24 protein-coding genes and 1 tRNA gene are annotated in these 26,129 nt (G+C 60.5%); 13 read left to right on the forward strand and 12 right to left on the reverse strand.

The window, feature by feature from the left end:
* The first annotated feature begins 96 nt into the window (after positions 1-96).
* The 3 genes from DM374_RS02100 (at position 97) to DM374_RS02110 (ending at position 2,147) form a co-directional block, all read left to right on the forward strand.
* Complete coding sequence (locus DM374_RS02100; protein WP_110968362.1) at positions 97-807, forward strand: tRNA-uridine aminocarboxypropyltransferase; 711 nt, start codon at positions 97-99, stop codon at positions 805-807.
* Positions 808-1,057: 250 nt separating this feature from the next.
* Positions 1,058-1,708, forward strand: coding sequence for a response regulator transcription factor ErdR (gene erdR, locus DM374_RS02105; protein ID WP_110968363.1), 651 nt, complete (start codon positions 1,058-1,060; stop codon positions 1,706-1,708).
* Between the two features lie 76 nt (positions 1,709-1,784).
* Complete coding sequence (locus tag DM374_RS02110; protein ID WP_095154029.1) at positions 1,785-2,147, forward strand: diacylglycerol kinase; 363 nt, start codon at positions 1,785-1,787, stop codon at positions 2,145-2,147.
* Here the strand turns inward: DM374_RS02110 and DM374_RS02115 are convergent.
* Positions 2,144-3,070, reverse strand: a complete 927-nt coding sequence (locus DM374_RS02115) for a LysR family transcriptional regulator (RefSeq protein ID WP_095154028.1) — start codon at positions 3,068-3,070, stop codon at positions 2,144-2,146. The two genes, DM374_RS02110 and DM374_RS02115, sit on opposite strands and share 4 nt — an antisense overlap.
* A 120-nt stretch (positions 3,071-3,190) precedes the next feature.
* On the opposite strand from DM374_RS02115, the gene fpr reads away from it, so the two are divergent.
* Entirely contained in the window at positions 3,191-3,970 is a 780-nt protein-coding gene (gene fpr / locus DM374_RS02120) for a ferredoxin-NADP reductase (protein ID WP_095154027.1), read from the forward strand.
* Positions 3,971-4,036: 66 nt separating this feature from the next.
* Here fpr and tsaA read toward each other — a convergent pair whose 3' ends face one another.
* The 4 genes from tsaA to rimO all read right to left on the reverse strand — a co-directional run bounded on the left by tsaA (position 4,037) and on the right by rimO (position 7,418).
* Entirely contained in the window at positions 4,037-4,729 is a 693-nt protein-coding gene (tsaA, locus tag DM374_RS02125; RefSeq protein ID WP_110968364.1) for a tRNA (N6-threonylcarbamoyladenosine(37)-N6)-methyltransferase TrmO, read from the reverse strand.
* A gap of 4 nt (positions 4,730-4,733) precedes the next feature.
* The gene (locus DM374_RS02130; protein ID WP_095154025.1) at positions 4,734-5,195 is read right to left on the reverse strand and encodes a YehS family protein; all 462 of its coding nucleotides are present in this window, start codon (positions 5,193-5,195) and stop codon (positions 4,734-4,736) included.
* A 41-nt stretch (positions 5,196-5,236) separates the two neighbouring features.
* The gene (locus DM374_RS02135) at positions 5,237-5,947 is read right to left on the reverse strand and encodes an rRNA pseudouridine synthase (RefSeq protein WP_110968365.1); all 711 of its coding nucleotides are present in this window, start codon (positions 5,945-5,947) and stop codon (positions 5,237-5,239) included.
* Positions 5,948-6,080: 133 nt separating this feature from the next.
* Positions 6,081-7,418 (reverse strand): 30S ribosomal protein S12 methylthiotransferase RimO, encoded by a 1,338-nt coding sequence (rimO, locus tag DM374_RS02140; RefSeq protein ID WP_110968366.1) that lies wholly within the window; start codon positions 7,416-7,418, stop codon positions 6,081-6,083.
* 267 nt (positions 7,419-7,685) lie between these two features.
* On the opposite strand from rimO, the gene DM374_RS02150 reads away from it, so the two are divergent.
* Positions 7,686-9,584 (forward strand): potassium transporter Kup, encoded by a 1,899-nt coding sequence (locus DM374_RS02150; protein ID WP_110968368.1) that lies wholly within the window; start codon positions 7,686-7,688, stop codon positions 9,582-9,584.
* A 39-nt stretch (positions 9,585-9,623) separates the two neighbouring features.
* Here the strand turns inward: DM374_RS02150 and DM374_RS02155 are convergent, their stop codons facing one another.
* From DM374_RS02155 to DM374_RS02165, 3 genes are all read right to left on the reverse strand, one after another.
* Entirely contained in the window at positions 9,624-10,919 is a 1,296-nt protein-coding gene (locus DM374_RS02155; protein ID WP_110968369.1) for a virulence factor family protein, read from the reverse strand.
* The gene (gene mprF / locus DM374_RS02160) at positions 10,919-13,558 is read right to left on the reverse strand and encodes a bifunctional lysylphosphatidylglycerol flippase/synthetase MprF (RefSeq protein ID WP_110968370.1); all 2,640 of its coding nucleotides are present in this window, start codon (positions 13,556-13,558) and stop codon (positions 10,919-10,921) included. Before mprF ends, DM374_RS02155 begins: the two co-directional genes overlap by 1 nt.
* A 220-nt stretch (positions 13,559-13,778) precedes the next feature.
* Positions 13,779-13,855, reverse strand: a tRNA-Met gene (locus tag DM374_RS02165).
* 216 nt (positions 13,856-14,071) lie between these two features.
* Between DM374_RS02165 and dinB the strand changes: the two genes are divergently transcribed.
* Complete coding sequence (gene dinB / locus DM374_RS02170) at positions 14,072-15,136, forward strand: DNA polymerase IV (RefSeq protein WP_110968371.1); 1,065 nt, start codon at positions 14,072-14,074, stop codon at positions 15,134-15,136.
* Between the two features lie 182 nt (positions 15,137-15,318).
* Here dinB and DM374_RS02175 read toward each other — a convergent pair whose 3' ends face one another.
* The 3 genes from DM374_RS02175 to DM374_RS02185 all read right to left on the reverse strand — a co-directional run bounded on the left by DM374_RS02175 (position 15,319) and on the right by DM374_RS02185 (position 19,474).
* On the reverse strand, positions 15,319-16,272 hold the full coding sequence (locus DM374_RS02175; protein ID WP_110968372.1) for a hypothetical protein: 954 nt from the start codon (positions 16,270-16,272) through the stop codon (positions 15,319-15,321).
* A gap of 20 nt (positions 16,273-16,292) precedes the next feature.
* Positions 16,293-18,008: a proline--tRNA ligase gene (locus tag DM374_RS02180; RefSeq protein WP_110968373.1), complete on the reverse strand. Its 1,716-nt coding sequence runs from the start codon at positions 18,006-18,008 to the stop codon at positions 16,293-16,295.
* 164 nt (positions 18,009-18,172) lie between these two features.
* Entirely contained in the window at positions 18,173-19,474 is a 1,302-nt protein-coding gene (locus tag DM374_RS02185) for an OprD family porin (RefSeq protein WP_110968374.1), read from the reverse strand.
* A gap of 782 nt (positions 19,475-20,256) precedes the next feature.
* On the opposite strand from DM374_RS02185, the gene DM374_RS02190 reads away from it, so the two are divergent.
* Entirely contained in the window at positions 20,257-20,682 is a 426-nt protein-coding gene (locus tag DM374_RS02190; RefSeq protein WP_110968588.1) for an HIT family protein, read from the forward strand.
* A gap of 3 nt (positions 20,683-20,685) precedes the next feature.
* Positions 20,686-20,892, forward strand: a complete 207-nt coding sequence (locus DM374_RS02195; RefSeq protein ID WP_110968375.1) for a SlyX family protein — start codon at positions 20,686-20,688, stop codon at positions 20,890-20,892.
* Between the two features lie 63 nt (positions 20,893-20,955).
* On the opposite strand, the gene DM374_RS34120 is transcribed toward DM374_RS02195, so the two are convergent.
* Entirely contained in the window at positions 20,956-21,549 is a 594-nt protein-coding gene (locus DM374_RS34120) for a cold-shock protein (RefSeq protein ID WP_110968376.1), read from the reverse strand.
* A 300-nt stretch (positions 21,550-21,849) separates the two neighbouring features.
* On the opposite strand from DM374_RS34120, the gene DM374_RS02205 reads away from it, so the two are divergent.
* The 5 genes from DM374_RS02205 to DM374_RS02225 all read left to right on the forward strand — a co-directional run bounded on the left by DM374_RS02205 (position 21,850) and on the right by DM374_RS02225 (position 26,047).
* Positions 21,850-22,323: a Dps family protein gene (locus DM374_RS02205; protein ID WP_095154013.1), complete on the forward strand. Its 474-nt coding sequence runs from the start codon at positions 21,850-21,852 to the stop codon at positions 22,321-22,323.
* 270 nt (positions 22,324-22,593) lie between these two features.
* Positions 22,594-22,950 (forward strand): ribbon-helix-helix domain-containing protein, encoded by a 357-nt coding sequence (locus tag DM374_RS02210; protein ID WP_110968377.1) that lies wholly within the window; start codon positions 22,594-22,596, stop codon positions 22,948-22,950.
* 144 nt (positions 22,951-23,094) lie between these two features.
* Positions 23,095-23,310, forward strand: coding sequence for an FmdB family zinc ribbon protein (locus tag DM374_RS02215; protein WP_110968378.1), 216 nt, complete (start codon positions 23,095-23,097; stop codon positions 23,308-23,310).
* Between the two features lie 94 nt (positions 23,311-23,404).
* Positions 23,405-25,180, forward strand: coding sequence for an aspartate--tRNA ligase (aspS, locus tag DM374_RS02220; protein ID WP_110968589.1), 1,776 nt, complete (start codon positions 23,405-23,407; stop codon positions 25,178-25,180).
* A 120-nt stretch (positions 25,181-25,300) separates the two neighbouring features.
* Complete coding sequence (locus DM374_RS02225) at positions 25,301-26,047, forward strand: YebC/PmpR family DNA-binding transcriptional regulator (RefSeq protein WP_095154010.1); 747 nt, start codon at positions 25,301-25,303, stop codon at positions 26,045-26,047.
* The last annotated feature ends 82 nt before the right edge of the window (positions 26,048-26,129 follow it).

Genomic DNA, 26,129 nt, shown 5'->3' on the forward strand with positions numbered 1-26,129 from the left:
CCTGCACGGCAAAGCCGTTGTGCCGTAAACTTCGCGCCTTTCGCCCCGCCGAGTCTGCGCTGTGCTTTCCCTCATCTGTTCTCGCCGTATTCCGTCATGAGCCACGCCGTATCGCGCCTGCGTACTGAGCGCCTGTCCCGCAGTATCAAACCCTTCGTTGCCCGTGGTGCCCGGGCGCCGCGCTGTGCGGATTGCCGGGTAATCGCCGATTACTGCCTGTGCGCCTGGCGTCCTCGGACCGCTGCCGAGTCGGCCGTGTGCCTGCTGATGCACGACACCGAGCCCCTCAAGCCGACCAACACCGGTTGGCTGATCGCTGATGTGATCGCCGATACCACGGCATTCGGCTGGCAACGCACTGTCGTCGAACAGGACCTGCTGGCGCTGCTTGACCACCCGCAATGGCAACCCTACATCGTCTTTCCGGGAGAGTTCGTCGAATCGCAACGAGTGGTGACCGGAGTCGATCCGGGTGAGGGCAAGCGTCCTCTGTTCATCCTGCTGGATGCGACGTGGACCGAAGCACGCAAGATGTTCCGCAAGAGCCCGTATCTGGACCGCTTCCCGGTGCTGAGCCTGCAACCGGACCAGATTTCTCGCTATCGGCTACGCCGTTCCAAGCGTGACGACCACTTCTGCACCGCCGAAGTGGCGGCGATGTGCCTTGAGCTGGCGGGCGATCAGGTCGCGGCGCAAGCGCTGGATGCCTACCTGGACGTTTTCAGCACCCACTACCTGGGGGCCAAGTTCCAATTGCCACTGGACCTGGACGACGCCGTCCATCAGCGTCTCAAGCCCTTCCTATAGTCCAAGGGGCAAGTGTTACGCTTTGCTTCATAATGATGAAGTCGGCACCAGAATGACCCGGGGGCGAACTTGACCACCCCGTCCCGTCTCGTCATCCTTGGCGCCGATTCGGGCACGTCGAGGGCTTGAATGCTGTATTCACTGGCCCCGCTGTGCCTTTTTGGCGTACGGCATTGCCGTTGTCGCCTTGAGTTGCTCCGACAGGTTCCGGCCCCTCCCGGCACCTGCACAGAACAGGATCATTAGATCGATGGCCACATACGAAATCCTGATTGCCGATGACCACCCTCTTTTTCGCAGCGCCTTGCGCCAGGCCGTGACCCTGGGGCTAGGGTCCGATATCCGTCTGGTGGAAGCCGCCAGCATCGCCGAACTGGAAACTCGCCTCACTGAAAAATCCGACTGGGACCTGGTGCTGCTCGACCTGAACATGCCCGGTGCTTATGGCTTCTCGGGCCTTGTGCTGCTGCGAGGGCAGTACCCGCAGATCCCGGTTGTCATGGTCTCGGCCCAGGAGGAAGCCTCCGTCGTGGTCAAGTCGCGCGAGTTCGGTGCCAGCGGCTTCATTCCCAAGTCCAGCCCGCTGGAGTCCATCCAGGACGCGGTGCGCAAGGTGCTCGACGGCGAGGTCTGGTGGCCGCCGCAGGCGTTCGAGAAGGTCGATGTTTCCGCTGAGGCCAAGGCCGCCAGCGAAGGTCTGGCCAGCCTCACGCCACAGCAGTTCCGGGTGCTGACCATGGTCTGTGAAGGGCTGCTGAACAAGCAGATCGCGTACGAACTGAGCGTGTCGGAGGCGACCATCAAGGCGCATGTCACCGCTATTTTCCGCAAGCTCGGCGTCCGTACGCGGACCCAGGCAGCGTTGCTGCTGCAACAACTTGAATCTGTTTCCACCGGATGAGGCCATTGGCCTTCACGGTTTTTTTACCCGCGGTGTACTAGCCTGCACCGCTTCCCACCAGTTCGAACGGCACTCTATGTCACCTTTCAAGGGCCAGACCGGCCTCAAACGTATCTTCAATGCTGCGGGTTATTCCCTGGATGGGTTGCGTGCGGCATTTTCCGGCGAAGCGGCGTTTCGTCAGTTGGTGCTGCTGAACGTGATCCTCGTGCCGCTGGCGTTCTGGCTGGATGTCAGTCGCGCCGAGCGAGCGATCCTGATCGCGGTCTGCTTGTTGGGGCTGATTGTCGAGCTGCTCAATTCGGCGGTCGAGGCTGCAATCGACCGTATTTCCCTCGATCGCCACCCGCTGTCGAAAAACGCCAAGGACATGGGCAGCGCCGCGCAACTGGTAGCGCTGACCATGGTCGCAGTGACCTGGGGCGTCATTCTTCTCTAGGCAATACTTGGCAGCACGATCTCGTCGCTGCGTTTTACCCCGGCGGTAAAGGTCCGGCACAGTTCGAGGAACTCTCGCATCGCTGAAGTCTGATACTTCTGCTTGTGCCAGATGAAGTAGAACTGTCGCGCGAGGTCCAGATCCGGTGTTTCGACCGCCACCAGGCTGCCGCGGCGGAAGGCATCACGCAGGGCCAGGCGGGAAATGCAGCCGATGCCCAGCCCGGACTCCACCGCGCGCTTGATGGCTTCGGTGTGCTCCAGCTCCAGGCGGATATTGAGAATCGAGCGGTGATGACGCATCGCCTGGTCGAAGGTCAGGCGCGTGCCGGAGCCTTCCTCGCGGAGAATCCAGGCTTCTCGGGTCAGTTCCTCGAGGCTGGCCTGGCCGCGCTGTGCCAGCGGATGCTGCGGGGCGCAGAACACCACCAGTTCGTCCGCAACCCACGGCTGGACTTCCAGGTCCGGGTGGTTGCAGTCGCCCTCGATTAGACCCAGATCAATTTCGTAATGAGCGACCTGATGCACGATATGTGCAGTGTTCTGCACATGCAGTTTGACCTGGCTTTCCGGGTGGACCTGCATGAAGCTGCCGATCAGCAGCGTCGCCAGGTAGTTGCCGATGGTCAACGTTGCGCCCACTGCCAGCGAGCCGAAACCGGACTTGCCGTTGAGCAGGTCTTCGATTTCCTTGGCCTGGTCGAGCAGCGCCACCGCCTGGGGCAACAACTGATGGCCCAAGGCGTTGAGGCTCAGGCGCTTGCCGGCGCGGTCGAACAACTGGCAACTGGATTGCCGCTCGAGTTCGGTAATGGATGTACTGGCGGCCGACTGCGAAAGGGCCAGGATATTGGCCGCGCGAGACACGCTTTGATGCTGTGCAACGGCCACGAAGACCTGAAGCTGACGAAGTGTAAATCGCATATCTATATAACCGATAAGACATATCTTGATAATTCAGTTAACAGATATTGTCCTCCGCACTAAACTATCGCGCAATCGCGCTCACGGTTTAGCGCTGCGTTTTTTTCAGGAGCCCCCTACATGAGCAACATGAACCACGAACGTGTCCTCAGTGTGCACCACTGGAACGACACCCTGTTCAGCTTCAAGTGCACCCGCGACCCGGGCCTGCGCTTCGAGAACGGTCAGTTCGTGATGATCGGCCTGCAGCAGCCCAATGGCCGCCCGCTCATGCGCGCTTACTCCATCGCCAGCCCGAACTGGGAAGAGCATCTGGAGTTCTTCAGCATCAAGGTGCCGGATGGTCCGCTGACTTCGCAGTTGCAGCACTTGAAGGAAGGCGATGAAGTCATCATCAGCAAAAAACCTACCGGTACGCTGGTGCTCGACGACCTGAATCCTGGCAAGCACCTGTACCTGCTCAGCACCGGTACTGGCCTGGCGCCCTTCATGAGCGTTATCCAGGACCCTGAAACCTACGAGCGCTTCGAGAAAGTGATCCTGGTTCACGGCGTGCGTTATGTGAACGAAGTCGCCTACCGCGAATTCATCACCGAGCACCTGCCACAGAACGAGTTCTTCGGCGAGGCGCTGCGCGAAAAACTGATCTACTACCCAACCGTTACCCGCGAGCCGTTTGAGAACCAGGGCCGTCTGACCGACCTGATGCGCAGCGGCAAGCTGTTCAGCGACATCGGTCTGCCACCGATCAACCCGCAGGACGACCGCGCAATGATCTGCGGTAGCCCGAGCATGCTCGACGAAACCAGCGAAGTGCTGGACAGCTTCGGCCTGAAGATCTCCGCGCGTATGCGTGAGCCGGGCGACTACCTGATCGAGCGCGCCTTCGTCGAGAAGTAAGCGTTACGCACCATGAAAAACGCAGGCCTTGGCCTGCGTTTTTTTTTGCCTGTCGAAAAGAAGGGGCTAGTCGGCCACCACTTCCAGCACCCGGATCCGCTCCGGCTGCGGGTAGTGCCAGCGCACTTGCACATCCCAGAACTTCACGCCATACACCCGCTCTGGCGGTGGCACCTGATAGGCCGGGCGCGGATCTTGGGCCAGGCACTGTTCGATCAGTTCCACCAGTGGCTCGCCGAGGCGCTGCGCATGGCTGTGAGCCTGGGGCAGGGCGCTCTCGCTCCATTCCACGTCGATCGCAGCAGGCGCGGCGCTGGCCATGGTGTTGCTGGCCTCGGCGACGCTGTCGGCGTACGGCACGTAGGGCTTGATATCCAGCACTGGCGTGCCGTCCAGCAGGTCGATGCCTGAAAGCAGAAGACGGCCCGCCTCGACTTTCTCCAGCCTGACCACCGACTGGCCAATCCCATTGGGCCGGTGAGTGGCCCGGGTGGCAAAGACGCCCATCGAGGTGTTGCCGCCCAGCCGCGGTGGACGCACCTTCAGCCGCGGTTTGTCTTCCAGCGCCTGGTGGAACAGGAACAGTAGCCACACATGGCTGGTCTGTTCCAGACCCGCCACGGCGTCACCGGTATCGAACGGCGGCACCAGTTCCAGCACGCCCCGCGCCGCAGGCGCCAGTTGAGGCTGACGCGGGATGGCGAACTTCTCCTTGAAACAGGAGCGGACGAAGCCGACGGGCGAGACGTTGTAGTGCATGGGCTCAGCCACGGATCCGCAGGGTCAGGCCCTTGAGGAAGTTGCGCAGCAACTGGTCGCCGCAAGGGCGGTAGTTGTTGTGTCCGACCTTGCGGAACAGGGCGCTCAGCTCCGGCTTGGACACCGGGAAGTCAGCGGCCTTGAGGATGGCGTGCATATCGTCTTCCTTGAGTTCGAACGCCACCCGCAGTTTTTTCAGGATGACGTTGTTGCTCACCGGCAGCTCGATCGGCAGCGGCGGACGGCTTTCATCGCGACCGCGGCGGAAGACCACCAGGCCGTCGAGAAAATGCGCCATCGCCTCGTCCGGGCAGTGGACGAAGCCTTCGTCCTCGTCCTTTTTCAGGTAGCTGGAAATCTCTGCGTCACTGACCTTGAAGCCGTTGCTGCGAGTGATCTGGGCCACTTTCGTGTCGGAAATGTCCAGCAGGTAGCGCAGGCTGCGCAGTACATCGTTGTGAATCATGTGAAGTGTCCTGATCGGGAGCTTCGCCAGCGTGGCGAGGCTTAGAATTTTTCTTTGCTGTCCAGATAGCGCCACTGCCCGGCCGGCAGCTTGCTCATGGATACGCCGCCCACACGGATGCGGCGCATGCTGACCACCTGCAGGCCGACACTGCGGCAGAGCAGGTCGATCAGGCCGGAGGCGGGGTTCTTCAACACCATGCGCAGACGGGTTTCGTTCTGCCAGCTCGCCTTGATCTTCGGCAGTTCGTGGCCTTTCCAGTTGAAGCCGCGGTTCAGTCGCTCGAGGCCGTGCTGGATGATCTGGCCGCTGACTTCCACCACGTATTCCTGTTCCAGACGATTGAGGTCCACCGTGACCTTGCGTACGGTCCGCCAGTCCTGGCTGTAGACCTGGAGTCCGCTGGCGCCTGGTTGCAGCTCGGCGAGGCAGGTCAGGCGGGCGAAATGCCCGCGCAGTGCGCGGCGGCCTGCGGCGTGGGCTTCGGAAAGGGTCTCGGCGGTCATGCTCAGGCAGCCACTCTGCGAATCCTGTCCGGCCTCCTGATGCAGCAGCAGGGTGACGGCTTCCAGTGGTTCGGTGGTGGCGCCGGGGAGCAGAGCGACGGTCTGTCCGTCGACCTGGAATTGGGGTTCATCGATGACCTGGCCATCCACTGTGACCCAGCCTCCGCCGATATAAAGCTCGGCCTCGCGGCGGGAACAGCCGATGAGGGCGATGAGGCATTTGGAAAGACGAGTGGTTTCAGACATGAGGAGAGGCCGTGGTGCGAGGGAATGGCGGTCATTGTAACCGCCCGTGAAGAGATGCGACCGGTCCGAAAAAAACAAAGCCCCGTGGAGGGGCTTTGGGTTCCTGTGAGGACGCTGATCGTCGCGGGGTGCCTTAGATCGGCTCGGCCCACAGGTCGTATTCGTCGGCATCGACCACGCGGCAACGGACCTTGTCGCCCGGCTTGAAGCCGTGGTCACCATCGATGAACACGTTACCGTCGATTTCCGGTGCGTCGAAGAAGCTGCGACCGACCGAACCTTGCTCTTCGACTTCGTCGATCAGCACTTCGATTTCCCGGCCGATGCGCAGTTGCAGGCGCGCGGTACTGATCGCCTGCTGGTGCTCCATGAAGCGGTCCCAGCGTGCCTGTTTGATCTCGTCCGGGACTTCGTCCAGGCCCAGGTCATTGGCGGGCGCGCCTTCCACCGGGGAGTACTGGAAGCAGCCGACGCGGTCGAGCTGTGCTTCGGTGAGCCAGTCCAGCAGGTACTGGAAGTCTTCTTCGGTCTCGCCGGGGAAGCCGACGATGAAGGTGGAGCGAATGATCAGTTCCGGGCACTGCTCGCGCCATTTCTTGATCCGCGCCAGGGTCTTGTCTTCGAACGCCGGGCGTTTCATCGACTTCAGCACTTTCGGGCTGGCGTGCTGGAACGGGATGTCGAGGTACGGCAGGATCTTGCCGGCGGCCATCAGAGGAATCACGTCATCGACGTTCGGGTACGGGTAGACATAGTGCAGACGGACCCAGGCGCCCAGGCTGCTAAGGGCTTCACAGAGCTCCAGCATGCGGGTCTTGACCGGGCGGCCGTTCCAGAAGTCGGTCTTGTACTTGACGTCGACGCCGTAGGCGCTGGTGTCCTGGGAAATCACCAGGATCTCCTTGACGCCGGCCTTGACCAGGCGCTCGGCTTCGCTCAGAACTTCGCCGACCGGACGGCTGACCAGCTTGCCGCGCATCGACGGAATGATGCAGAAGCTGCAACTGTGGTTGCAGCCCTCGGAAATCTTCAGGTAGGCGTAGTGACGCGGGGTCAGCTTGACGCCTTGCGGCGGCACCAGGTCGATCAGCGGGTTGTGATCCTGGCGGGGCGGCACGACTTCGTGCACGGCGTTGACCACCTGCTCGTACTGCTGCGGGCCGGTGACGGCCAGCACGCTCGGGTGCACGTCGCGGATATTGCCTTCCTCGACGCCCATGCAGCCGGTGACGATGACCTTGCCGTTTTCCTTGATGGCTTCGCCGATCACTTCCAGGGATTCGGCCTTGGCCGAGTCGATGAAGCCACAGGTGTTGACCACCACCACATCAGCATCCTGATAGGTGGGCACGACTTCGTAACCTTCCATGCGCAATTGGGTCAGGATGCGCTCGGAATCAACGAGAGCCTTCGGGCACCCGAGTGAGACAAATCCTACCTTTGGCACGGAAGGAGTAGCGGTCGTGGACATGGTTAACCTCGGTGTAGAGGGGTTGCCGCGGGGATAGGGTGGGCAACCCTGCTGGGCGCTCTGGGGCGCCTCTGGTCAAAAAGTGCGCAATTCTAGCGAGCGACAACGCGCTTGACCAGCAGAAAAGCGACGAACGCTGCGCTATGCTTCGCGGCATTGCGCCAGTGTCAATGTCAGACACCGACGCCAAGGTTCAGCCAGCAGCAAAAATAATAGCGTCTGGCGCGAAATTTACCGGTCTCCGGTTCTTGCATGCGGGAGTGGTTGATGGTTCAGGCTAACAGTGAAGCCGGGGCGGGGCATGGTGCAACAAAATCGCTGGGCCTGCTGGTGGCTGCTGTCGGGGTGGTCTACGGCGATATCGGTACCAGCCCGCTCTATACCCTCAAGGAAGTCTTTACCGGCGGTTATGGGGTGCCGGTCAACCATGATGGTGTGCTGGGGATTCTCTCGCTGATCGCCTGGTCGCTGATCTGGGTGGTTTCGATCAAGTACGTGACGTTCATCCTGCGCGCCGACAACCAGGGCGAGGGCGGCATCATGGCGCTTACGGCGCTGGCCGCCAGGGCGTCGGCACCGTATCCGAAGTTGCGGGCAATGATGGTGGTCTGTGGCCTGATCGGCGCCGCCTTGTTTTACGGCGACAGCATGATCACCCCGGCGGTCTCGGTACTGTCGGCGGTGGAAGGGATGGAACTAGCCTTTGATGGCATCGATCACTGGGTGGTGCCGATTTCGCTGGTCGTACTGGTGGCGCTGTTTCTGGTGCAGAAACACGGCACAGCGAAGATCGGCATCCTCTTCGGGCCGGTCATGGTGGCCTGGTTTCTGGTGCTCGCGGCCCTTGGCCTGCATGGCATCTCGCAAAGCCCGGAAGTGCTCAAGGCGTTCAATCCGGTCTGGGCCGTGCGCTTCTTCATTGTTCATCCGGGCATGGGCGTAGCGATTCTCGGAGCAGTGGTGCTGGCGCTGACGGGCGCCGAGGCGCTGTATGCGGACATGGGCCACTTCGGCCGTAAACCCATTGCCCGCGCCTGGTTTGCCCTGGTGCTGCCGGCGTTGGTGCTCAACTACTTCGGTCAGGGCGGGTTGTTGCTGCAGAACCCCGAGGCGGCGCGCAACCCGTTCTATCTGCTGGCGCCGAGCTGGGCGTTGCTGCCGTTGATCGCGCTGGCCACCCTGGCCACGGTGATCGCCTCCCAGGCGGTCATTTCCGGGGCCTTCTCCCTGACCCGCCAGGCCATCCAGCTCGGCTATATCCCGCGAATGCAGATTCAGCACACCTCCAGCGACGAGCAGGGCCAGATCTACATCGGAGCGGTGAACTGGACGCTGATGGTTGCCGTGGTGTTGCTGGTGATCGGTTTCGAATCCTCCGGTGCGCTGGCCGCGGCCTACGGCGTGGCGGTGACCGGCACCATGCTGATGACCACACTGCTGGTTTCGACGGTCATGCTGCTGCTATGGAAATGGCCGCCTTTGCTGGCAGTGCCGATCCTGCTGGGTTTCCTGTTCGTGGACGGGCTGTTTTTCGCCGCCAACCTGCCCAAGGTTCTACAGGGCGGTGCCTTTCCGGTATTGGCGGGGAGCGTGTTGCTGCTGTTGATGAGCACCTGGAAGCGCGGCAAGCAGATTCTTGTCGAGCGCATCGACGAAGGCGGGCTGCCGCTGCCGATCTTCATCAGCAGTATTCGCGTGCAGCCGCCGCATCGGGTCGAAGGTACCGCGGTGTTCCTCACTGCGCGGGCGGATGCCGTGCCCCACGCGCTGTTGCACAACCTGCTGCACAACCAGGTGCTGCATAGCCAGGTGGTGTTGTTGACGGTAGTCAGTGAGGATCGGCCGCGGGTGCCGGAGCAGGAGCGCTTTGAAGTCGAGGCTTACGGCGACGGGTTCTTCCGTGTGCTGTTGCACTTCGGCTTCATGGACGAGCCTGACGTGCCGGCGGCCTTGAGGCTGTGCCATCTTGAAGAGCTGGATTTCAGTCCGATGCGCACCACCTACTTCCTCAGTCGGGAGACGGTGATCGCCTCGCGCCTGGAAGGCATGGCGCGTTGGCGCGGGAACCTGTTCGCGTTCCTGCTGAAGAATGCCAACGGTAACCTGCGATTCTTCAACTTGCCGCTGAACCGGGTGATCGAGTTGGGGACACAGGTCGAGATTTGATCCAGGCGGGGCCGTCAGCCGGCCCCGCCAGCGTTTATCTCAGTTCTGCTCCGCCACGCTGGTCTTCCCCTGGCGGCTCTCGATCTCACCAATCAGCTTGCGTGCCAGTGCTGGGTAGTTCTCATCGAAGTGATGGCCGCCCGGAAGCTTGAGTTTCTCGCCTACGGCGGTGGTGTCGGTGCAACCGCTTTCGTCGGTCTCTTCCACACCGTAAACGCAGAGCACTTTCCCGGCAGGCATCTTCGCCATTTCCGGCCCGGTCGGGGCCTCTTTCCCGGCGTTGCCGAGCCAGCCTTCCACTTCGATCTCGAAACTGCCGCTGCGGGCAAATGCCAGCAGAATAACGGCGTCGATACGTTTCTGGTCCTCGACCGGCAGGCGGTTGTAGATCGCCGGCAGGACGTCGGCGCCGAACGAGTAACCGGTCAATACGAAGCGTTTGGTGCCCCATTTCTGACGGTAGTGCTGCATCAGTTCCGACAGGTCGACCGCGCTTTGCTCGGGCGTCTTGTGCTGCCAGTAGTAACGCAGGGTGTCGATGCCGACCACCGGATAGCCCAGCTTGGCCATCTCGCCGGCGACATCGCGGTCCAGGTCACGCCAGCCGCCGTCACCGGACAGGAACAGGGTCACGGTGTCGGTGGTTTGGCCGGCCGGGACTTCAACCACCGGAATGCTCATGGCATTGCCGTCTCCGCCCACCAGCGCCTGGGTCAACTCTGCCTTGAGCACCTGGGGCAGATGGATGTCGTAGTCGCTGATGCTGGTTTCGGCGTTGGCCTGGTTGCGCACGAAGGCGGCACTGGCATCATCCGGGTTGTCGTTCCACGCCACGTTCCAGTGGCCATGCGCTGCTGAAGTGGCTGATTGAAGCTTGCAGCCCGCGCGTTCCAGGGTGAAGTCCACGGAAATGGCCTGGGCCTTGTCATCCTTTTGTCCGGCCAGCCAGTCCCAGGCGAGATTCGCCCCCGGGCCGATACCGGCGACCAGGGTCGGTGCGCCGTTGAGTTGTTGCTGGGCTAGTTGCAGCGCCTGCTGTTGAAGGTTGCAGTCGGCGGGCGGCAGGGTGACTTGCACCAGTTGGGCTTCGCCACTCTGGCTCAGGTCCAGCAGTTGCTTGTCGCTCAACAGTTGGTCTTGCGGCGAAGCGATGACCACGCGGGCCTTGGCCTGGGCGCCGGGGGTGGCGCGAACCAGGCTGCTGCCATCGCTGAGGGTCAGGTGTTCCACATGAGCTTCTGGAGCCGGGCGGGTCCACAACCAGAAGCCAACAGCGGCTGCGAGCAGCGCCACCATCAGGGCACCGAGCAGGTAAAACCAGTAGCGTCGAATCATCAGCGTTTCACCAATCCAGTAAGACCGCCCGCGATCAGGGCGGCGGTGTCGGCCAGTGCCACCAGCGGATCGAGTCCGGCGGGGACGGCCATGTAACGGGGTTCCCAGTCGGGCTGGAATTTGTCTTTGAAGCGGCGCAGGCCCTGGAAGTTGTAGAGCTGCTCGCCGCGATGGAACACCATCGAGCCCAGGCGCTGGGTCAATGGTGCGCCGCGTCGTGGCTGCAGGCCCGACAAGGGCACCATGCCGAGGCTGAAGCGCGCATATCCATGCTGTTTATAGTGTTGGATCAGACCGACCATCATGAATTCCATGGTCAGTTTCGGCGCGTCGGGATGGGCGCGCATAAGGTCGAGGCTGGCCAGTTCGCGGCTGTGGGTCTCCAGCAGGTTGGCGAATGCCACCGGCTTGCCTTCGAAGCGGATCAGGGCGATGCGGAAGTGTTGCAGATAGTCTTCGCTGAAGCGACCGAGGGAGAAACCTTTTTCTCGAACGTTCTTGCCGGTCAGCCAGGCGTCGGAAATGAGCTTCAGTTCTTCCAGCGGTGCCTGACCGGGTTCATGGATTTCCAGGCTCAGGCCGTCCCGACCGCCGCGGTTCCAGGTGTAGCGCAGGTCCTTCATTTCCTTGCCCTTGGCGTCCAGGTCGAAGCGCATCAGGTTGACCCTGGCTTCCTCGCCCAGCTTGATCGCGCTCAGACCGATGTCCATGTAGAAGGGCAGGTTCTCGGCGCGGACCTGATAGAACACCGGGCGGGCATGGTGAATATCGCAGAGGTCGCGGAACTGCCAGATCATTTCGGCACGGCGCTGGGCCGGCCCGATCGGATCGTACAGGGCAACCAGGCTGCGGCCGCGGCGGGCGTACATCAGGAAGGCGTCATCGTCAGGGTGGAACAGCAGCGCCTTGTCGCCGGTCAGGGCCAGGCCGCCGTCGGGCTGATCCGATGCCAGCAGGATGCGGTTGGCACGTTGCAGCTCTTCCTCGTTGGGTAGATGGATCACCGGCCGGGCGGTGCGCAGCAGCCAGGTCAGGGCGACCACCACGAGCAATACCGCGCTGCCCAGCGCCGAGCGCAGGCCGCGCGGGGCGTCCGCATCGAGGGTGAATTGCCACCAGAGTTGATTGCTGTAAGGCACATCCTGGTAGGCGAACAGCAGCAGCCAGATCGAAGCACCGACCACGCAGGCGCTGGCAACCAGGTAAACCGGCGAGAACGGCAGCTCCAGCAAGCGGCTGGGGCGGTAGAACGAGCGACGGAACACCGCCAGCAGGCAGGCGGTGAGGGTCAGCAGGCTGGCCTCTTCCCAGTCGAAGCCTTTGAGCAGGGACAGCAGGGCGCCCACCAGCAACAGAACGGTGGTCAGGATCCAGGCCGCAGACAGGCGCCGGCGCAGACCTTGAGCGAGCAGCAGGCAGAGCACGCCGACCAGGCTGGCGATGAAGTGGGACGCGTCGATCAAACGATGAGGAATCAGGAAGCCGAGGTGTTCCAGGCGGGTGTCGATCTCCGGCGTGGCGCCGGAAAACAGCAGCACGACGCCGGACAGGAATACCAGCACTGCGAGCACCGGAGCCGCCAGCCCCGAGGCGACCTTGATGGCCTGCTGGGCAAAGATGAACCGGCGGGCCTCGCTGACAAGCAGCACGACGCAAGCCACCAGCATTGGCAGCAACACGTAGATCAGGCGGTACAGGAGCAAGGCGGCGGCAAGGGGCGCGGCACCCAGTTGATTGGCAAAGGCTGCCAGCAGAATCGCTTCGAATACCCCGACACCGCCAGGGACGTGGCTCAGCACGCCGGCGGCCAGCGCCAGCAGGTAAACCAGCAGGAATGCACCAAAGGGCGGCGCTTCTGGCAACAGCAGGTAAAGCACGGTAGCGGCCGCAGCGACGTCCAGTGCGGTGATGAACAGTTGCAGCAGAGTCAGGCGGGCGCCGGGCAGGCGCAGAGTGCGGCGACCGATGCGAGTGAGCAGGACGTCGGTGTAGGGCTGTTCTGGCAGGCGGCGTCGATACAGGCCGTAGGCCAAGGCCGCGCTCAGGACGAGGACGGCAATGGCGATACCGCCCAGCAGGGCTTGCGGCAAGCGCAGGGCAGATGAGGCGGAGGCCAGGTCGCTCAGGGTTGCCAGCGCGGCCAAAGGTGGCAGCGCGCAACCCAGCGACAGGCTGGCGAACAGGGTCATGCGCGCCACTTCGGCGGCACCGACACCCTGGCGAGCGTACAAGCGATAGCGTACCGAGCCACCGGACAGCAGCGACAGCCCGATGGCATTTCCAATGGCGAACGCGCAGAAGCCGCCCATGGCCAGGCTCGATGCGGGCAGCTTGACGCCGGCAAAGCGGCTGGCGGACCACTCGTAGCCGAGCAAAATCACGAAGCCCGCGACGGTGGCCAGGAAGGCCCCGCCCAGTGCGGGTGCGGGAATGCTCAGCAGCGAATCGTGCAGCGCGTAGATATCCAGTTCACTGAGCAGATGCCGACAGGCGATCAGCGCAACGCCGAATAACAGCAGCGTTACCCCGAGGCCGATGGGCTGGCGATACTTGCTCAACAGCTCCAGCCAGCGCAGCCGATGGGGTGCGATGGGTTGGGCGGCAGTCACGTGGGGTTCAGCTTCAGCGGTTGGGCGCATCAATCACCTCGGGGATTGTGCGCGACAGGATGGGAGTATCCGGTCAAGTTACCAATCCCTATGGAAAAATAGTGCCTGAATATTACTAGCGTTCAGGCGAATCCGTGCGGGTCATGATAGTTAAAGAAGTTTCACATTGCCGCTGGGCAGGGAAGGAGGGCGGGCGAGTTTTTTCCACGCATACAAAAAAGGCCACTCTTTCAAGTGGCCTTTCTATGTTTGGTTGCGGGAGCCGGATTTGAACCGACGACCTTCGGGTTATGAGCCCGACGAGCTACCAGACTGCTCCATCCCGCGTCTGTGGGGCGGATTCTACAGGGATACGATTTCCTGTCAATCAATAATTTGAAGAAATCCTTTTTTCTTCAAATGGTTAGCATTCCTGGCAAGTGACTTGACGGTCATTTGCAGCGAGCAGACCGCGCTATTCAGCGGCTGTGCGGAGGTTTAGATGCGCAGGGCAAGGTCGAGTGAGATACTGCGCGTACGAATTTTCCTTACCAACGGTCGTCCATGCTTCAGCGCAAGATCATCCATATCGACTGCGATTGCTTCTACGCGGCTATCGAGATGCGTGACGACCCGCGTCTGGCCGGGCGGCCGCTGGCGGTGGGCGGATCGGCGGACCGCCGTGGCGTCATTGCGACCTGCAACTATGAGGCGCGTGCTTTCGGGGTTCGCTCGGCGATGTCGTCGCGACATGCCTTGAGCCTTTGTCCCGACCTGCTGATCGTCAAGCCGCGGATGGATGCTTATAAAGAAGCATCGCGGGAAATCCATAACGTCTTTCGCGAATACACCGACCTGATCGAGCCCTTGTCGCTGGACGAGGCTTACCTCGATGTCACTGAAAGCCAGCGCTGTTCCGGTTCGGGCACGCTGATCGCCCAGGACATCCGCCGCAAGATTTCGCAGCGCCTGCATATCACAGTCTCGGCGGGAGTCGCGCCGAACAAGTTCCTCGCCAAGATTGCCAGCGACTGGCGCAAGCCCAACGGGCTGTTCGTCATTACGCCGGCAGAGGTGGAGGATTTCGTTTCCGTGCTGCCGGTGAGCAAGCTGCATGGCGTCGGCAAGGTGACCGCTGACAAGCTGCACCGTCTGGGCATCGTCACCTGCGAGGAACTTCGACAGTGGGAGCGCCTGGCGCTGGTGCGGGAGTTCGGTGGTTTTGGCGAGCGACTTTATAACCTCGCGCGTGGGCTCGATGAGCGGCCGGTGCAGAATGACAGCCGGCGTCAGTCTGTCAGTGTGGAAAACACCTACGACCATGATTTGCCTGATCTGGCCAGTTGCCTTGAGAAGTTGCCGGAATTGCTCGAGTCGCTAAACGGCCGTATGGCGCGCATCGATAGCAGCTATCGGCCTGGCAAGCCGTTCGTGAAGGTCAAATTCCATGATTTCAGCCAGACCACGCTTGAACAGGCCGGGGCAGGGCGGGACCTGGAAAGTTACCAGCAGTTGCTCAGTCAGGCGTTTGCCCGGGGCGGGCGGCCTGTCAGGTTGCTGGGCATTGGCGTGCGGTTGCAGGATTTGCGCGGTGCGCACGAGCAGTTGGAGTTGTTTCCGGCGCCCTGAATGAAAAAAAGCACTGACTTGCGGCAAGGCCATTCAGTTAACCCTATTGGGGCTGCTTTGCAGCCCTTCGCGAGCAAGCTCGCTCCTGCACTGTAGGAGCGAGCTTGCTCGCGAAGGGTCTCAGCAGGTTCAACTGACTGGCATTATCAACGAGCGTTGCTTTTTTGCAGGTGGCGAGCTGATCAATGTGCGCCAGGATCCGCAACCAGGCGGCCGGCGTTCTTGGTCAGCGCTTGCAGGAACTCCTGTTGCAGTTCCGGATCGTTGCGGGTCAACTCAATCAGGCTCTGCTCCAGTTCGCTGGCTTCTTCTTCCAGCCCCAGTTCGGAGAGTCGCTTGACGCGGTGTACCCACTGATTGACGTCGTCATCTTCAAGGTCATCGAAGATCAGGTCATGGGCTTCAGTCAGTTTGCTGCGCAGCGTACTGCTGACCAGCAGGCTGGCGTCGGCGCGAACCGGATTGTCTTCATCGGACACCGACAGATGCAGCGTGCCGATATGGGTGAGGTTCTGCTCGCTGAACGGGCTGTCCAGCAGGTTCAGGCGCAGAACACCGTTACGGTCGGTGGTCAGCTCATGAACCATCTTGCCGGCCTTGACCTCCACAGGGCGTTCGCCCCACGGCAGGCTGGTGTATTCCTGACGCTTGTCTTTCTGCACTTCGTCGATACCGGCCAGGTTTTGCTGGGCGCGGCCGTTGGACTGCGTGTTCATGAACGGGTTGAGCCCGGCAAAACCGTAGCTGAGCCAGTCATGGGTGACGCTGTCGGGCAGGCTGCCGAAGGTAAAGACGTTCACCACGTTGGCGCCGATACCGGCGACCACCGCTACCGCGCCCAGCGGAATCTCGTAGATTTCGCGCCAGGGTTGGTACGGCGTGTAGCGATCGTAACGACGGGTCACTTCGAATTCGGTGACTTCGAAGTTCTTCTGTTCGTGGATGCGTACACGGCGTTGCGGCAGCTCGAGTACCTCGGGTTCCCCCACATCGATCTGCAGGCTGTGCTCGAGCAACTTGCGCTCGATGCGTTCCTCGTGCTCGCTGCGCTGGGACATCTGGTTGGCGCAGCCGCTCAGGAGCACTGCGCCGCACAAGGCGGCGCCCCCGAGGGTTAAGGTACTTCGTCTGAACATGGCTACTCTTGCGTTGGCTATCAGCGACGAATGCGGGCTTGCAGGAACGATACGACCTCAGCTACCGGCAGGGATTGAGCTTCGCTTTCAGTGCGATGCTTGTACTCCAGCTTGCCTTCAGCCAGGCCGCGATCGCTGACGACGATGCGGTGCGGGATGCCGATCAATTCCATATCGGCGAACTTGATGCCGGGGCTGGTCTTCTTGTCGCGATCATCCAGCAGTACTTCGAAACCGGCGGCGGTCAGTTCGGCATAGAGTTTGTCAGTAGCCGAACGGACTTCCTCGGTCTCATAGCGCAGCGGTACCAGGGCGATCTGGAACGGCGCCAGAGCGTCGCTCCAGATGATGCCTTTGTCGTCATAGTTCTGCTCGATCGCCGCGGCGACCACGCGGGAAACGCCGATGCCGTAGCAACCCATGGTCAGGGTGACCGGCTTGCCGTTCTCGCCCAGGACCTGGCACTTCAGCGCTTCGCTGTATTTGGTGCCGAGCTGGAAGATATGGCCGACTTCGATGCCGCGCTTGATCTGCAGGGTGCCATGACCGTCCGGGCTCGGGTCGCCTTCGACCACGTTGCGCAGGTCTGCCACTTCAGGAACCGGCAGGTCGCGTTCCCAGTTGACGCCGAAGTAGTGCTTGTCGTCGATGTTGGCGCCGATGGCGAAGTCGCTCATCAGGGCGACCGAACGGTCGATGACGCAAGGCAGCGGCAGGTTCAGTGGGCCGAGCGAGCCGGCGCCAGCGCCGATGGCGTCGCGCAGTTCGGCTTCGTTGGCCATGACCAGGGGATCGGCTACCTGAGGCAGTTTGGTTGCCTTGATTTCGTTGAGTTCGTGGTCACCACGGACGACCAGCGCGATCAGTTTGCCTTCTTCCGCCGCGTGGACGATCAAGGTCTTGATGGTCCGCTCGATCGGAACGCCAAAGCCTTCAACCAGTGCGGCGATGGTCTTGGTGTCAGGGGTGTCGGCCAGGCGCAGCGCTTCGGTCGGCGCCGGGCGCACGGTTTCCCGTGGGACAGCCTCGGCTTTCTCGATGTTGGCGGCGTAGTCGGAGCTGTCGCTGAAGATCACATCGTCTTCACCGGACTCGGCCAGCACGTGGAATTCGTGGGAGTAGCTGCCACCGATCGAGCCGGTGTCGGCCTGTACTGGGCGGAAGTTCAGGCCCAGGCGGGTGAACACGTTGCAGTACGCCTGGTGCATGCGGTCGTAGGTTTCCTGCAGGGAAGCCTGGTCGGCATGGAAGGAGTAGGCATCCTTCATGATGAATTCGCGGCCGCGCATCAGGCCGAAACGTGGGCGGATTTCATCGCGGAATTTGGTCTGGATCTGGTACATGTTCAGCGGCAACTGTTTATAGCTGCTCAGCTCGTTACGGGCCAGATCGGTAATGACTTCTTCGTGGGTCGGGCCCACGCAGAACTCACGGTTGTGACGGTCTTTCAGGCGCAGCAGCTCAGGGCCGTACTGCTCCCAGCGACCGGATTCCTGCCACAGCTCGGCTGGCTGGATGGCGGGCATCAGCACTTCCAGGGCGCCAGCGGCATTCATTTCCTCGCGAACCACCGCTTCGACCTTGCGCATGACTCGCAGGCCCATCGGCAGCCAGGTGTACAGGCCGGAGGCGAGCTTGCGGATCATCCCGGCACGCAGCATGAGCTGGTGGCTGATGACGACCGCGTCGGAAGGGGTTTCTTTTTGTGTGGCGAGCAAATATTGACTGGTGCGCATGATAGGCCGTTGTCGGTTGCTTAACTGAAATGACCCCGCATTGTACGGGGGGGAATCCGAGACGTATAGGACGCAGGAAACTGAAACTGCTGTAAGTGGATCACCGGAAAGGAAAAAGCCCGGCGAGGCCGGGCTTTTTCAGAGGTGTGGGTAACCTCGGGGTGTTACAGGATTGACAGCGGGTAGTCGATGATCAGGCGAGTGTCGTTGAAGTCGGCGTAGTTGGCGCCGTTTTCAACGTCGTTGGCGCGGTTGATCGAGTGGCGAACGCGGAACGACAGGTCTTTAGCCGGGCCTTCCTGGATCACGTACTTGGTCTCGAAGTTCCACTCGTGTTCCTTGCCTTCGACGTTGGTGGTGCCGTCAGTCAGCTGGATGTTGTCACCGGTGATGTAGCGAGTCATGAAGCTCAGACCTGGAACACCGTACGAAGCCATGTTCAGGTCGTAGCGGGCCTGCCAGGAGCGTTCGTTCGGGCCTACGAAGTCCGAGATTTGCACGGAGTTGGCGAGGAAAACAGTACCGCCGCCATCGACGCCGTAGTTGTAGCCTGTGGGTCCGCTGGAGCGCTGGTGGGCCACGGTGAAGGTGTGAGCGCCGATGCTGTAGGCTCCGGACAAGCTCCAGACCTTGTTGTCGAGGTCGCCTGCCAGTTTCCGGCCATCGTCTTTGCTGCGGTAGGCGTTGAAGTCCGTCGTGAACGACTGGTCATCCGACACTGGTATTACCAGGTTCAGGTTGACGTACTGTTTCTTCCAGAAGTCTTCAACGTCAGACGCGTGAATCGCGCCGCTGAAGTTTTCGGTGAACTTGTAGCTGGCGCCTACAATGTTGGCAGAGCGCAGGGTGGCGCCGTTTTGTTTCACGCTGTCATGGCCGGTTTGAACCTGGCTGTTTAGCCCAGTGAAGCGACCAGCAGTCAGCTCAAGCCCCTTGATCTCATTGCTGGTGATCAGCGTACCGGTGGCGACTTCTGGCAACTGGCGGCTGTCATCGGTGGCGAACACCGGGCTGGTGGTAATCATGTTGCCATATTTCAGTACGGTGTCGGACAACCGCAGTTTAACGGCTGCGCCAAGTTCGGACTGGGTGTCTTTCGGGCGGCCTTCACTGTCGGTGGCGAACGAGTCAGCGCCGCGGGTACGGCCTGGGCCGCTATCAAGCTTGACGACGCTCAGGGCGTGAGCGTCGATACCGAAGCCGATGGTGCCTTGAGTGAAGCCCGAGTTGAGGAATACCCGCGTGCCGAGGGAAGACTCTTCAAAGTAAGAGTTGAAAAGGCCAGCTTTTTTGTTCTCGATCCTGCTATCACGTGCGTCACGATTCATATAAAAACCACGAGCCAGCACATTCAGCTTGCTGTCTTCAACGAAACCCTTGGACTCGTCCTGCGAGGACGCTACAGCCATTTGCGAGGTCCCGGCGGCTACGGCCAGGGCGATCATGCTCCACTTCATCACGCGCATCGTGATTTGCTCCTTTGGTTTTTAGGAAGATTACTGCTGCCCCACCTGGTTTTTTTATTGGGGCGGCTCTTTCTTGTTTGAGTCGGCGGAATGTATATCACGCTGACTGACGTTGGCGATACTTGCGAAACGAACCTTTCGGGAACTTTATGGTCGTGTCGCAAATAGTTATATCCGTGTCGCAAATTACTTCCCGAGTCAGACGGGTCGTACAACTCCAGCGCTGTTTCGGATTAACCAGGGACTGCGCCTCAAGCGCTAAGTCCTTGATGCCCAAACTCCTTGGTCGCCCGTGCAGCTGTTGTTATTTGTCGCAGTCCACTTGCCTATGCAGGCGGCGTGCCGACCATGCTCAAGGTGAATGCAACAAGCGTGCTCAGATTAGCCGGGCTTTGACGAAATTTTCACTTTTTTCTCGTGAAGGCTGCGAAACGTCCGAAAAACCGGGGCCGAAAGATCCCTTGGCTCTTGGTCAGATAGTTTTTCGATATAAATGAAAAACCGACCTCGAGGTCAGGACGTTACCGGCGCGGGGCTCTGAGTGGGTAGTTTGGGGATAAGTAGCGCTCTGATAAGGTTCGGACGGCGCCATTTTGGTGCGAAAAGTAGCGCTCTGTTACCGGCCCTTGGAAACAGGGGGCTTCCGTGCACTCCCAAACGTAGATATCCCGTGCTTTTTCGGTGCTTTGCTGGCCGGTTCGTGCCCGTCACCGCCATCAGGAGTATCCTGCTCTCATTGTCCGCCTGGGCGGATCGCGATGATCGATGAGGAGATTGCCCCTGTGTTTGCTTTGGACCCACGCCTTGAACAAGACACTTTTGCGCTGGGAGATTTTCCTCTTTGCCGTCTTTTACTTAGTAAGGATGCTAACTATCCGTGGTTCATTCTGGTTCCGCGTCGAGCCGGCATCAGCGAAGTATTTCAATTGGATGACAGTGAGCGCGAGCAACTCTGGAAGGAAACCAATTTCCTGAGTGAAACCCTCAAGCATTGTTTTGCTGCCGACAAGATGAACGTTGCTGCGTTGGGAAATGTTGTCAGCCAGTTGCATATGCATGTGATTGTTCGTCGGCGTGACGATGTGGCGTGGCCGGCGCCGGTCTGGGGGAATAAGCCTGCAATTGAATATTCGTCTGATCAACTGAGTGAGGTGCGCCAGCGTCTCGGCGCAGTATTGGGCGATGATTTCCGTTTTGTGGAGGTATGATTCATGAGCCTTGAAGCGCGGGTAATGGAGCTGGAAAGTCGCCTGGCCTTTCAGGACGATACCTTGTTGGCCCTGAATGACGTGCTGGTCGACCAGCAGCGGGTGGTCGAGCGGTTGCAACTGCAAATGGCCGCGTTGCTCAAGCGTTATGAAGATGTCATGGGGCAGTACGAAGTCAGCGAAGAGGAAGCGCCTCCGCCGCACTACTGAAGCACCGGACACAAAAAAGCCGCGACAGCCCTTGGCGGGTTGTCGCGGCTTTTTTGTGCGCCGTCAGCGGCGAGGTGCTGCGATTACATCTTCAGCCTGCAGGCCTTTGTCGCGATTCATCACGGAGAACTCGACGCGCTGGCCTTCGACCAGGACTCGGTGGCCTTCACCGCGGATTGCCCGGAAATGCACGAAGATATCGTCGCCCGAGTCACGGGAGATGAAGCCGAAGCCTTTGGAGGTGTTGAACCACTTCACGGTGCCCGTATCGCGGTTGCTCATGTCGTAGTTGGCAGGAGCGGCGCTGCTGCGTGCCCTGGCCTGTTTCATGAGGCCGGCGGTCAGGTGCAGGACCACCGCGAGCAGGGCGCTGGCGAGGCCGGCGAGGTTGCCCAGCTCCGGAAGCGCCAGAAGTGCCACGGCTTGCAGGGCCACGGCCAGTACCAACAGAAGGCTGGCAGCGATCTGCAGATAATGGCGTGCACCTGTGTAGTACTGCGGCACGACCGGGGCGAGGATCAGGTTGAGCAGGCCGAACAGGCCCAGGTAGATGGCATCGGGTTGTTGCAGGTAGGGCGTGATGTCGGCCCTGAGGCTTGGAATGAAGGACAGCAGCAAAGCAGCTGCGCCCGTCAAGAGGTGGACGATCTTGAACATGGTGGTTTGGCTCGCATCTTATTAGGCGGATCACAGGAAGAGCTGGGCCCACGGTGTGTGGTGCATGAATAGGCGCAAAAGCGTGGGGGAACCAGCCTATGCGCCATGGCGTTCACAGTCAGCCATGGCGGCACGCCGCCTATTTAACAGCAAAGCCCCGGGCTTCTCAAATCAGCGGGATGCCCGGGCATCGCAGGCTGCAGCACTGTGTCGCGGGCGGGAGGCTGCGCGCTGGGAAAACTCTTGATACAGTGGGGTGGTTGCTTGTTGAATCGATAATCAGAGGAAGGAATTTTTTATATGGCAATCGATATCGGAATCAGTCAGGAAGATCGCAAGTCTATTGTCGACGGCCTGTCGCACCTGCTCTCGGACACTTATGTGCTTTATCTCAAGACGCACAACTTCCACTGGAACGTCACCGGTCCGAGCTTCCGTACATTGCACCTGATGTTCGAAGAGCAATATAACGAACTGGCCCTGGCGGTGGATTCCATTGCCGAACGTATTCGTGCACTGGGTTTCCCTGCGCCGGGTACCTATTCGACTTACGCTCGACTTTCTTCGATCAAGGAGCCGGAAGGTGTTCCTTCGGCGGACGATATGATCAAGCAGTTGGTCGAAGGTCAGGAAGCCGTGGTGCGTACTGCTCGCGGCCTGTTCCCGCTGCTCGACAAAGTCAGTGACGAGCCGACTGCCGACCTGCTGACCCAGCGCATGCAGGTTCACGAGAAAACCGCGTGGATGCTGCGTTCGCTGCTGGAAAACCAGTAATACTTACCCTGTCGCCGGCCTTGCCCGGCGGCGCACTGAGCCCGGCCTCTTGCTGAAAGAGGCCGGGCTTTTTCATGGTGTTGAACTTCAACTTTCCGGGGTAGGGAAGTATTTTCTCTGGTTATTCAAGTGGCGTGTTATTGCCGAGTAATCCTACGGCAATAGTGCGGACGTCTGCTGGTGCTGGATAATTCATCGGCGCTTCATGTCGGGGGCATGCAGAACTGTAGTGCATGTATTCATTTCCCTGCCTTGAAGCGTGGTATTGCAATGTCTCGACGCTTGAATCATGGAGTGCGCCAGGTGGGCGAACTCCAGCGTATCGGTATCGACCCTTTCGAGTCGGACTTCAATATGAAACTTGCTCAACCATTATCGCGCTCGGTGCGCTTGAACGGCTTTGCCACCTGTTTGCGTCTCGAGACGATTTACTGGTTAGTACTTGAGCGTATTGCCCAGGCCAATCACTGCACCGTCAACTCCGTGTTGTCCCATGTCGATCGGGAGGTGCACCTGCGTCACGGTGGTGTGAAAAATTTCAGCGGCCTTGTGCGGGTTATCTGTGTGGTGTTTCTGCTCGACGGTGAAGGCGTTCCGCAAGAGGAGGGCGTGCCCGCGAGGTTGTAGATGAACGGTCGGGGCCGCGGCGCGGACTTCTGACCGTTGGTGAAAGCAGGGCTTGCGTCGGGCTGCACAGCCCCGGCTAACCATATATAATCTCGCCTTTTACTGTGCGGCGCGGCCCGCGCAGGGATCAACGAGAAATGCCTCATGCCTCTTTACGACTATCAATGTGCGTCCTGCAGCCACCAGATGGAAGTTCTCCAGAAGATCAGCGCCGCGCCGCTGACCGACTGCCCGGCCTGCCAGAAATCTGAACTCAAGAAGGTGTTGTCCGCTCCCGGCTTTCGCCTTGGCGGCAACGGCTGGTACGAAACCGATTTCAAGACCGGCGCAAAAAAGAACCTTGCTGGCAGTGGCGACTGAGTTGAACTGAACTGCCCGGGTCTTGCACTATTGGCCCTTTCGGGTCGTCAAGGCCTTTACGAATTCACGAATGACGAGAAGCGAAACCACCATCATGATGCGCAGCCACTATTGCGGCCAACTGAACGAGAGCCTGGAAGGTCAGGAAATTACCCTTTGCGGCTGGGTCCATCGTCGTCGCGACCACGGCGGGGTGATTTTCCTCGATATCCGTGACCGCGAAGGCCTGGCTCAGGTTGTTTTCGATCCGGATCGCGCGGACAGCTTCGCCGCCGCCGACCGTGTGCGCAGCGAATATGTGGTGAAAATCACCGGCAAGGTGCGCCTGCGTCCGGCCGGTGCGGTCAACCCGAACATGGCCTCTGGCCAGATCGAAGTGCTCGGCTACGAGCTGGAAGTCCTGAACGAAGCCGAAACCCCGCCGTTCCCGTTGAACGAATTCTCCGACGTTGGCGAAGAAACTCGCCTGCGCTACCGCTTCATCGACCTGCGTCGCCCGGAAATGGCCGACAAGCTGCGTCTGCGTTCGCGCATCACCTCCAGCATCCGTCGTTTCCTCGACGAGAACGGCTTCCTCGACGTCGAAACCCCGATTCTGACTCGCGCAACGCCTGAAGGCGCGCGTGACTACCTGGTGCCGAGCCGTACCCACGCCGGCAGCTTCTTCGCGCTGCCGCAATCGCCGCAATTGTTCAAGCAACTGCTGATGGTTGCCGGCTTCGACCGTTACTACCAGATCGCCAAGTGCTTCCGCGACGAAGACCTGCGTGCCGATCGTCAGCCTGAATTCACCCAGATCGACATCGAGACCAGCTTCCTCGACGAGTCCGAGATCATCGGCCTGACCGAAAGCATGATCCGCAAGCTGTTCAAGGAAGTCCTGGACCTGGAGTTCGGCGAGTTCCCGCACATGACTTACGAAGAAGCCATGCGCCGCTACGGTTCCGATAAGCCGGACCTGCGTATCCCGCTGGAACTGGTGGACGTTGCCGACCAGCTCAAGGACGTCGATTTCAAGGTCTTCGCCGGCCCTGCAAACGATCCGAAATGCCGCGTTACCGCCCTGCGCCTGCCGGGCGGCGCCAGCATGCCGCGCAGCAAGATCGACGAGTACACCAAGTTCGTCGGCATCTACGGTGCCCGTGGCCTGGCGTACATCAAGGTCAACGAGCGCGCCAAGGGCGTTGAAGGTCTGCAGTCGCCGATCGTCAAGAACATCCCTGAAGCCAACCTGAACGTGATCCTCGATCGCGTGGGCGCAGTCGACGGCGATATCGTCTTCTTCGGTGCCGACAAGGCCAAGGTCGTCAGCGAAGCGCTGGGCGCACTGCGTATCAAACTGGGTGGCGACTTCAACCTGTACACCACTCAGTGGGCGCCAATGTGGGTCGTCGACTTCCCGATGTTCGACGAGAACGACGACGGCAGCTTCACTGCGCTGCACCACCCGTTCACCGCGCCGAAGTGCACTCCAGAAGAGCTGGAGGCCAACCCGGCTGGCGCTCTGTCCCGCGCTTACGACATGGTCCTCAACGGTACCGAGTTGGGCGGCGGTTCGATCCGTATCCACCGCAAGGAAATGCAGCAGGCGGTCTTCCGTCTGTTGGGTATCGAGGCGGCAGAACAGGAAGAGAAATTCGGCTTCCTGCTCGACGCTCTGAAGTTCGGTGCTCCGCCTCACGGTGGCCTGGCCTTCGGCCTTGATCGCCTGGTGATGCTGATGACCGGCGCCCAGTCGATCCGTGAAGTGATCGCCTTCCCGAAAACCCAGAGCGCCGCGTGCGTCATGACCCAGGCGCCTGGCCTGGTCGATGCCAAGGCCCTGCGCGAGTTGCATATCCGTCTGCGCGAACAGCCGAAGGCTGAGTAAGCGGACACCGAGGCGCATCCGATTGGATGCGCCTTTGCGTTACGGCACATGATTTAGTGGTTTCTTTCTGCCTTCGTGTGGAAAGAAGTGATGGTGTTTCAAGGATTTCTGGAGTCAGTTATGGCGGGTCATTCCAAGTGGGCGAATATCAAGCACCGCAAAGAGCGCCAGGATGCCAAGAGAGGCAAGATTTTCACCAAGTGGATTCGTGAACTGACCGTTGCCGCCAAACAAGGCGGTGGCGATCCGTCCTCCAACCCGCGTCTGCGCCTGGCCCTGGACAAGGCGCTGAGTGCGAACATGAGTCGCGACATCATCGACCGGGCAGTTGCCCGCGGCGCAGGCACTGCCGAGGCCGACAACGTCGAAGAACTCAGCTATGAAGGTTATGGTCCGGGTGGCGTGGCAGTCATGGTTGAAGCCATGACCGACAACCGCAACCGTACCGCCGCTGCCGTGCGTCATGCGTTCAGCAAATGCGGTGGCAACCTCGGTACCGATGGCTCCGTGGCCTATCTGTTCGAGCGCAAGGGGCAGATCAGCTTTGCTCCTGGCGTCGATGAAGATGCGTTGATGGAAGCGGCGATGGAAGCGGATGCCGATGACGTGGTCAGCAATGACGATGGCTCGTTCGACGTGTTTACCTCGTTCGCCAGCTTCTATGCCGTGCGCAGTGCGCTGGAGGCTGCGGGCTTCAAGGCGGATGACGCGGAAATCGTCATGCAGCCGACCACCAGTGCCGAACTGGACCTGGATGGTGCGCAGAAGGTGCTGAAGCTGATCGATATGCTGGAAGACCTGGATGACGTGCAAAACGTCTACTCCAATGCTGAGATTCCTGACGAGGTCATGGAAAAGCTCGGCTGAGGTTTGCGCCTGGCTTTATTGGAGGCCGGCCCCGTTATCAGGCGCGTAGCGCTTGTGAGGGGGCCGGCTTCTGTTTTTTGAC

It is taken from the genome of Pseudomonas huaxiensis (assembly GCF_003231275.1).
Lineage (GTDB): Bacteria > Pseudomonadota > Gammaproteobacteria > Pseudomonadales > Pseudomonadaceae > Aquipseudomonas > Aquipseudomonas huaxiensis.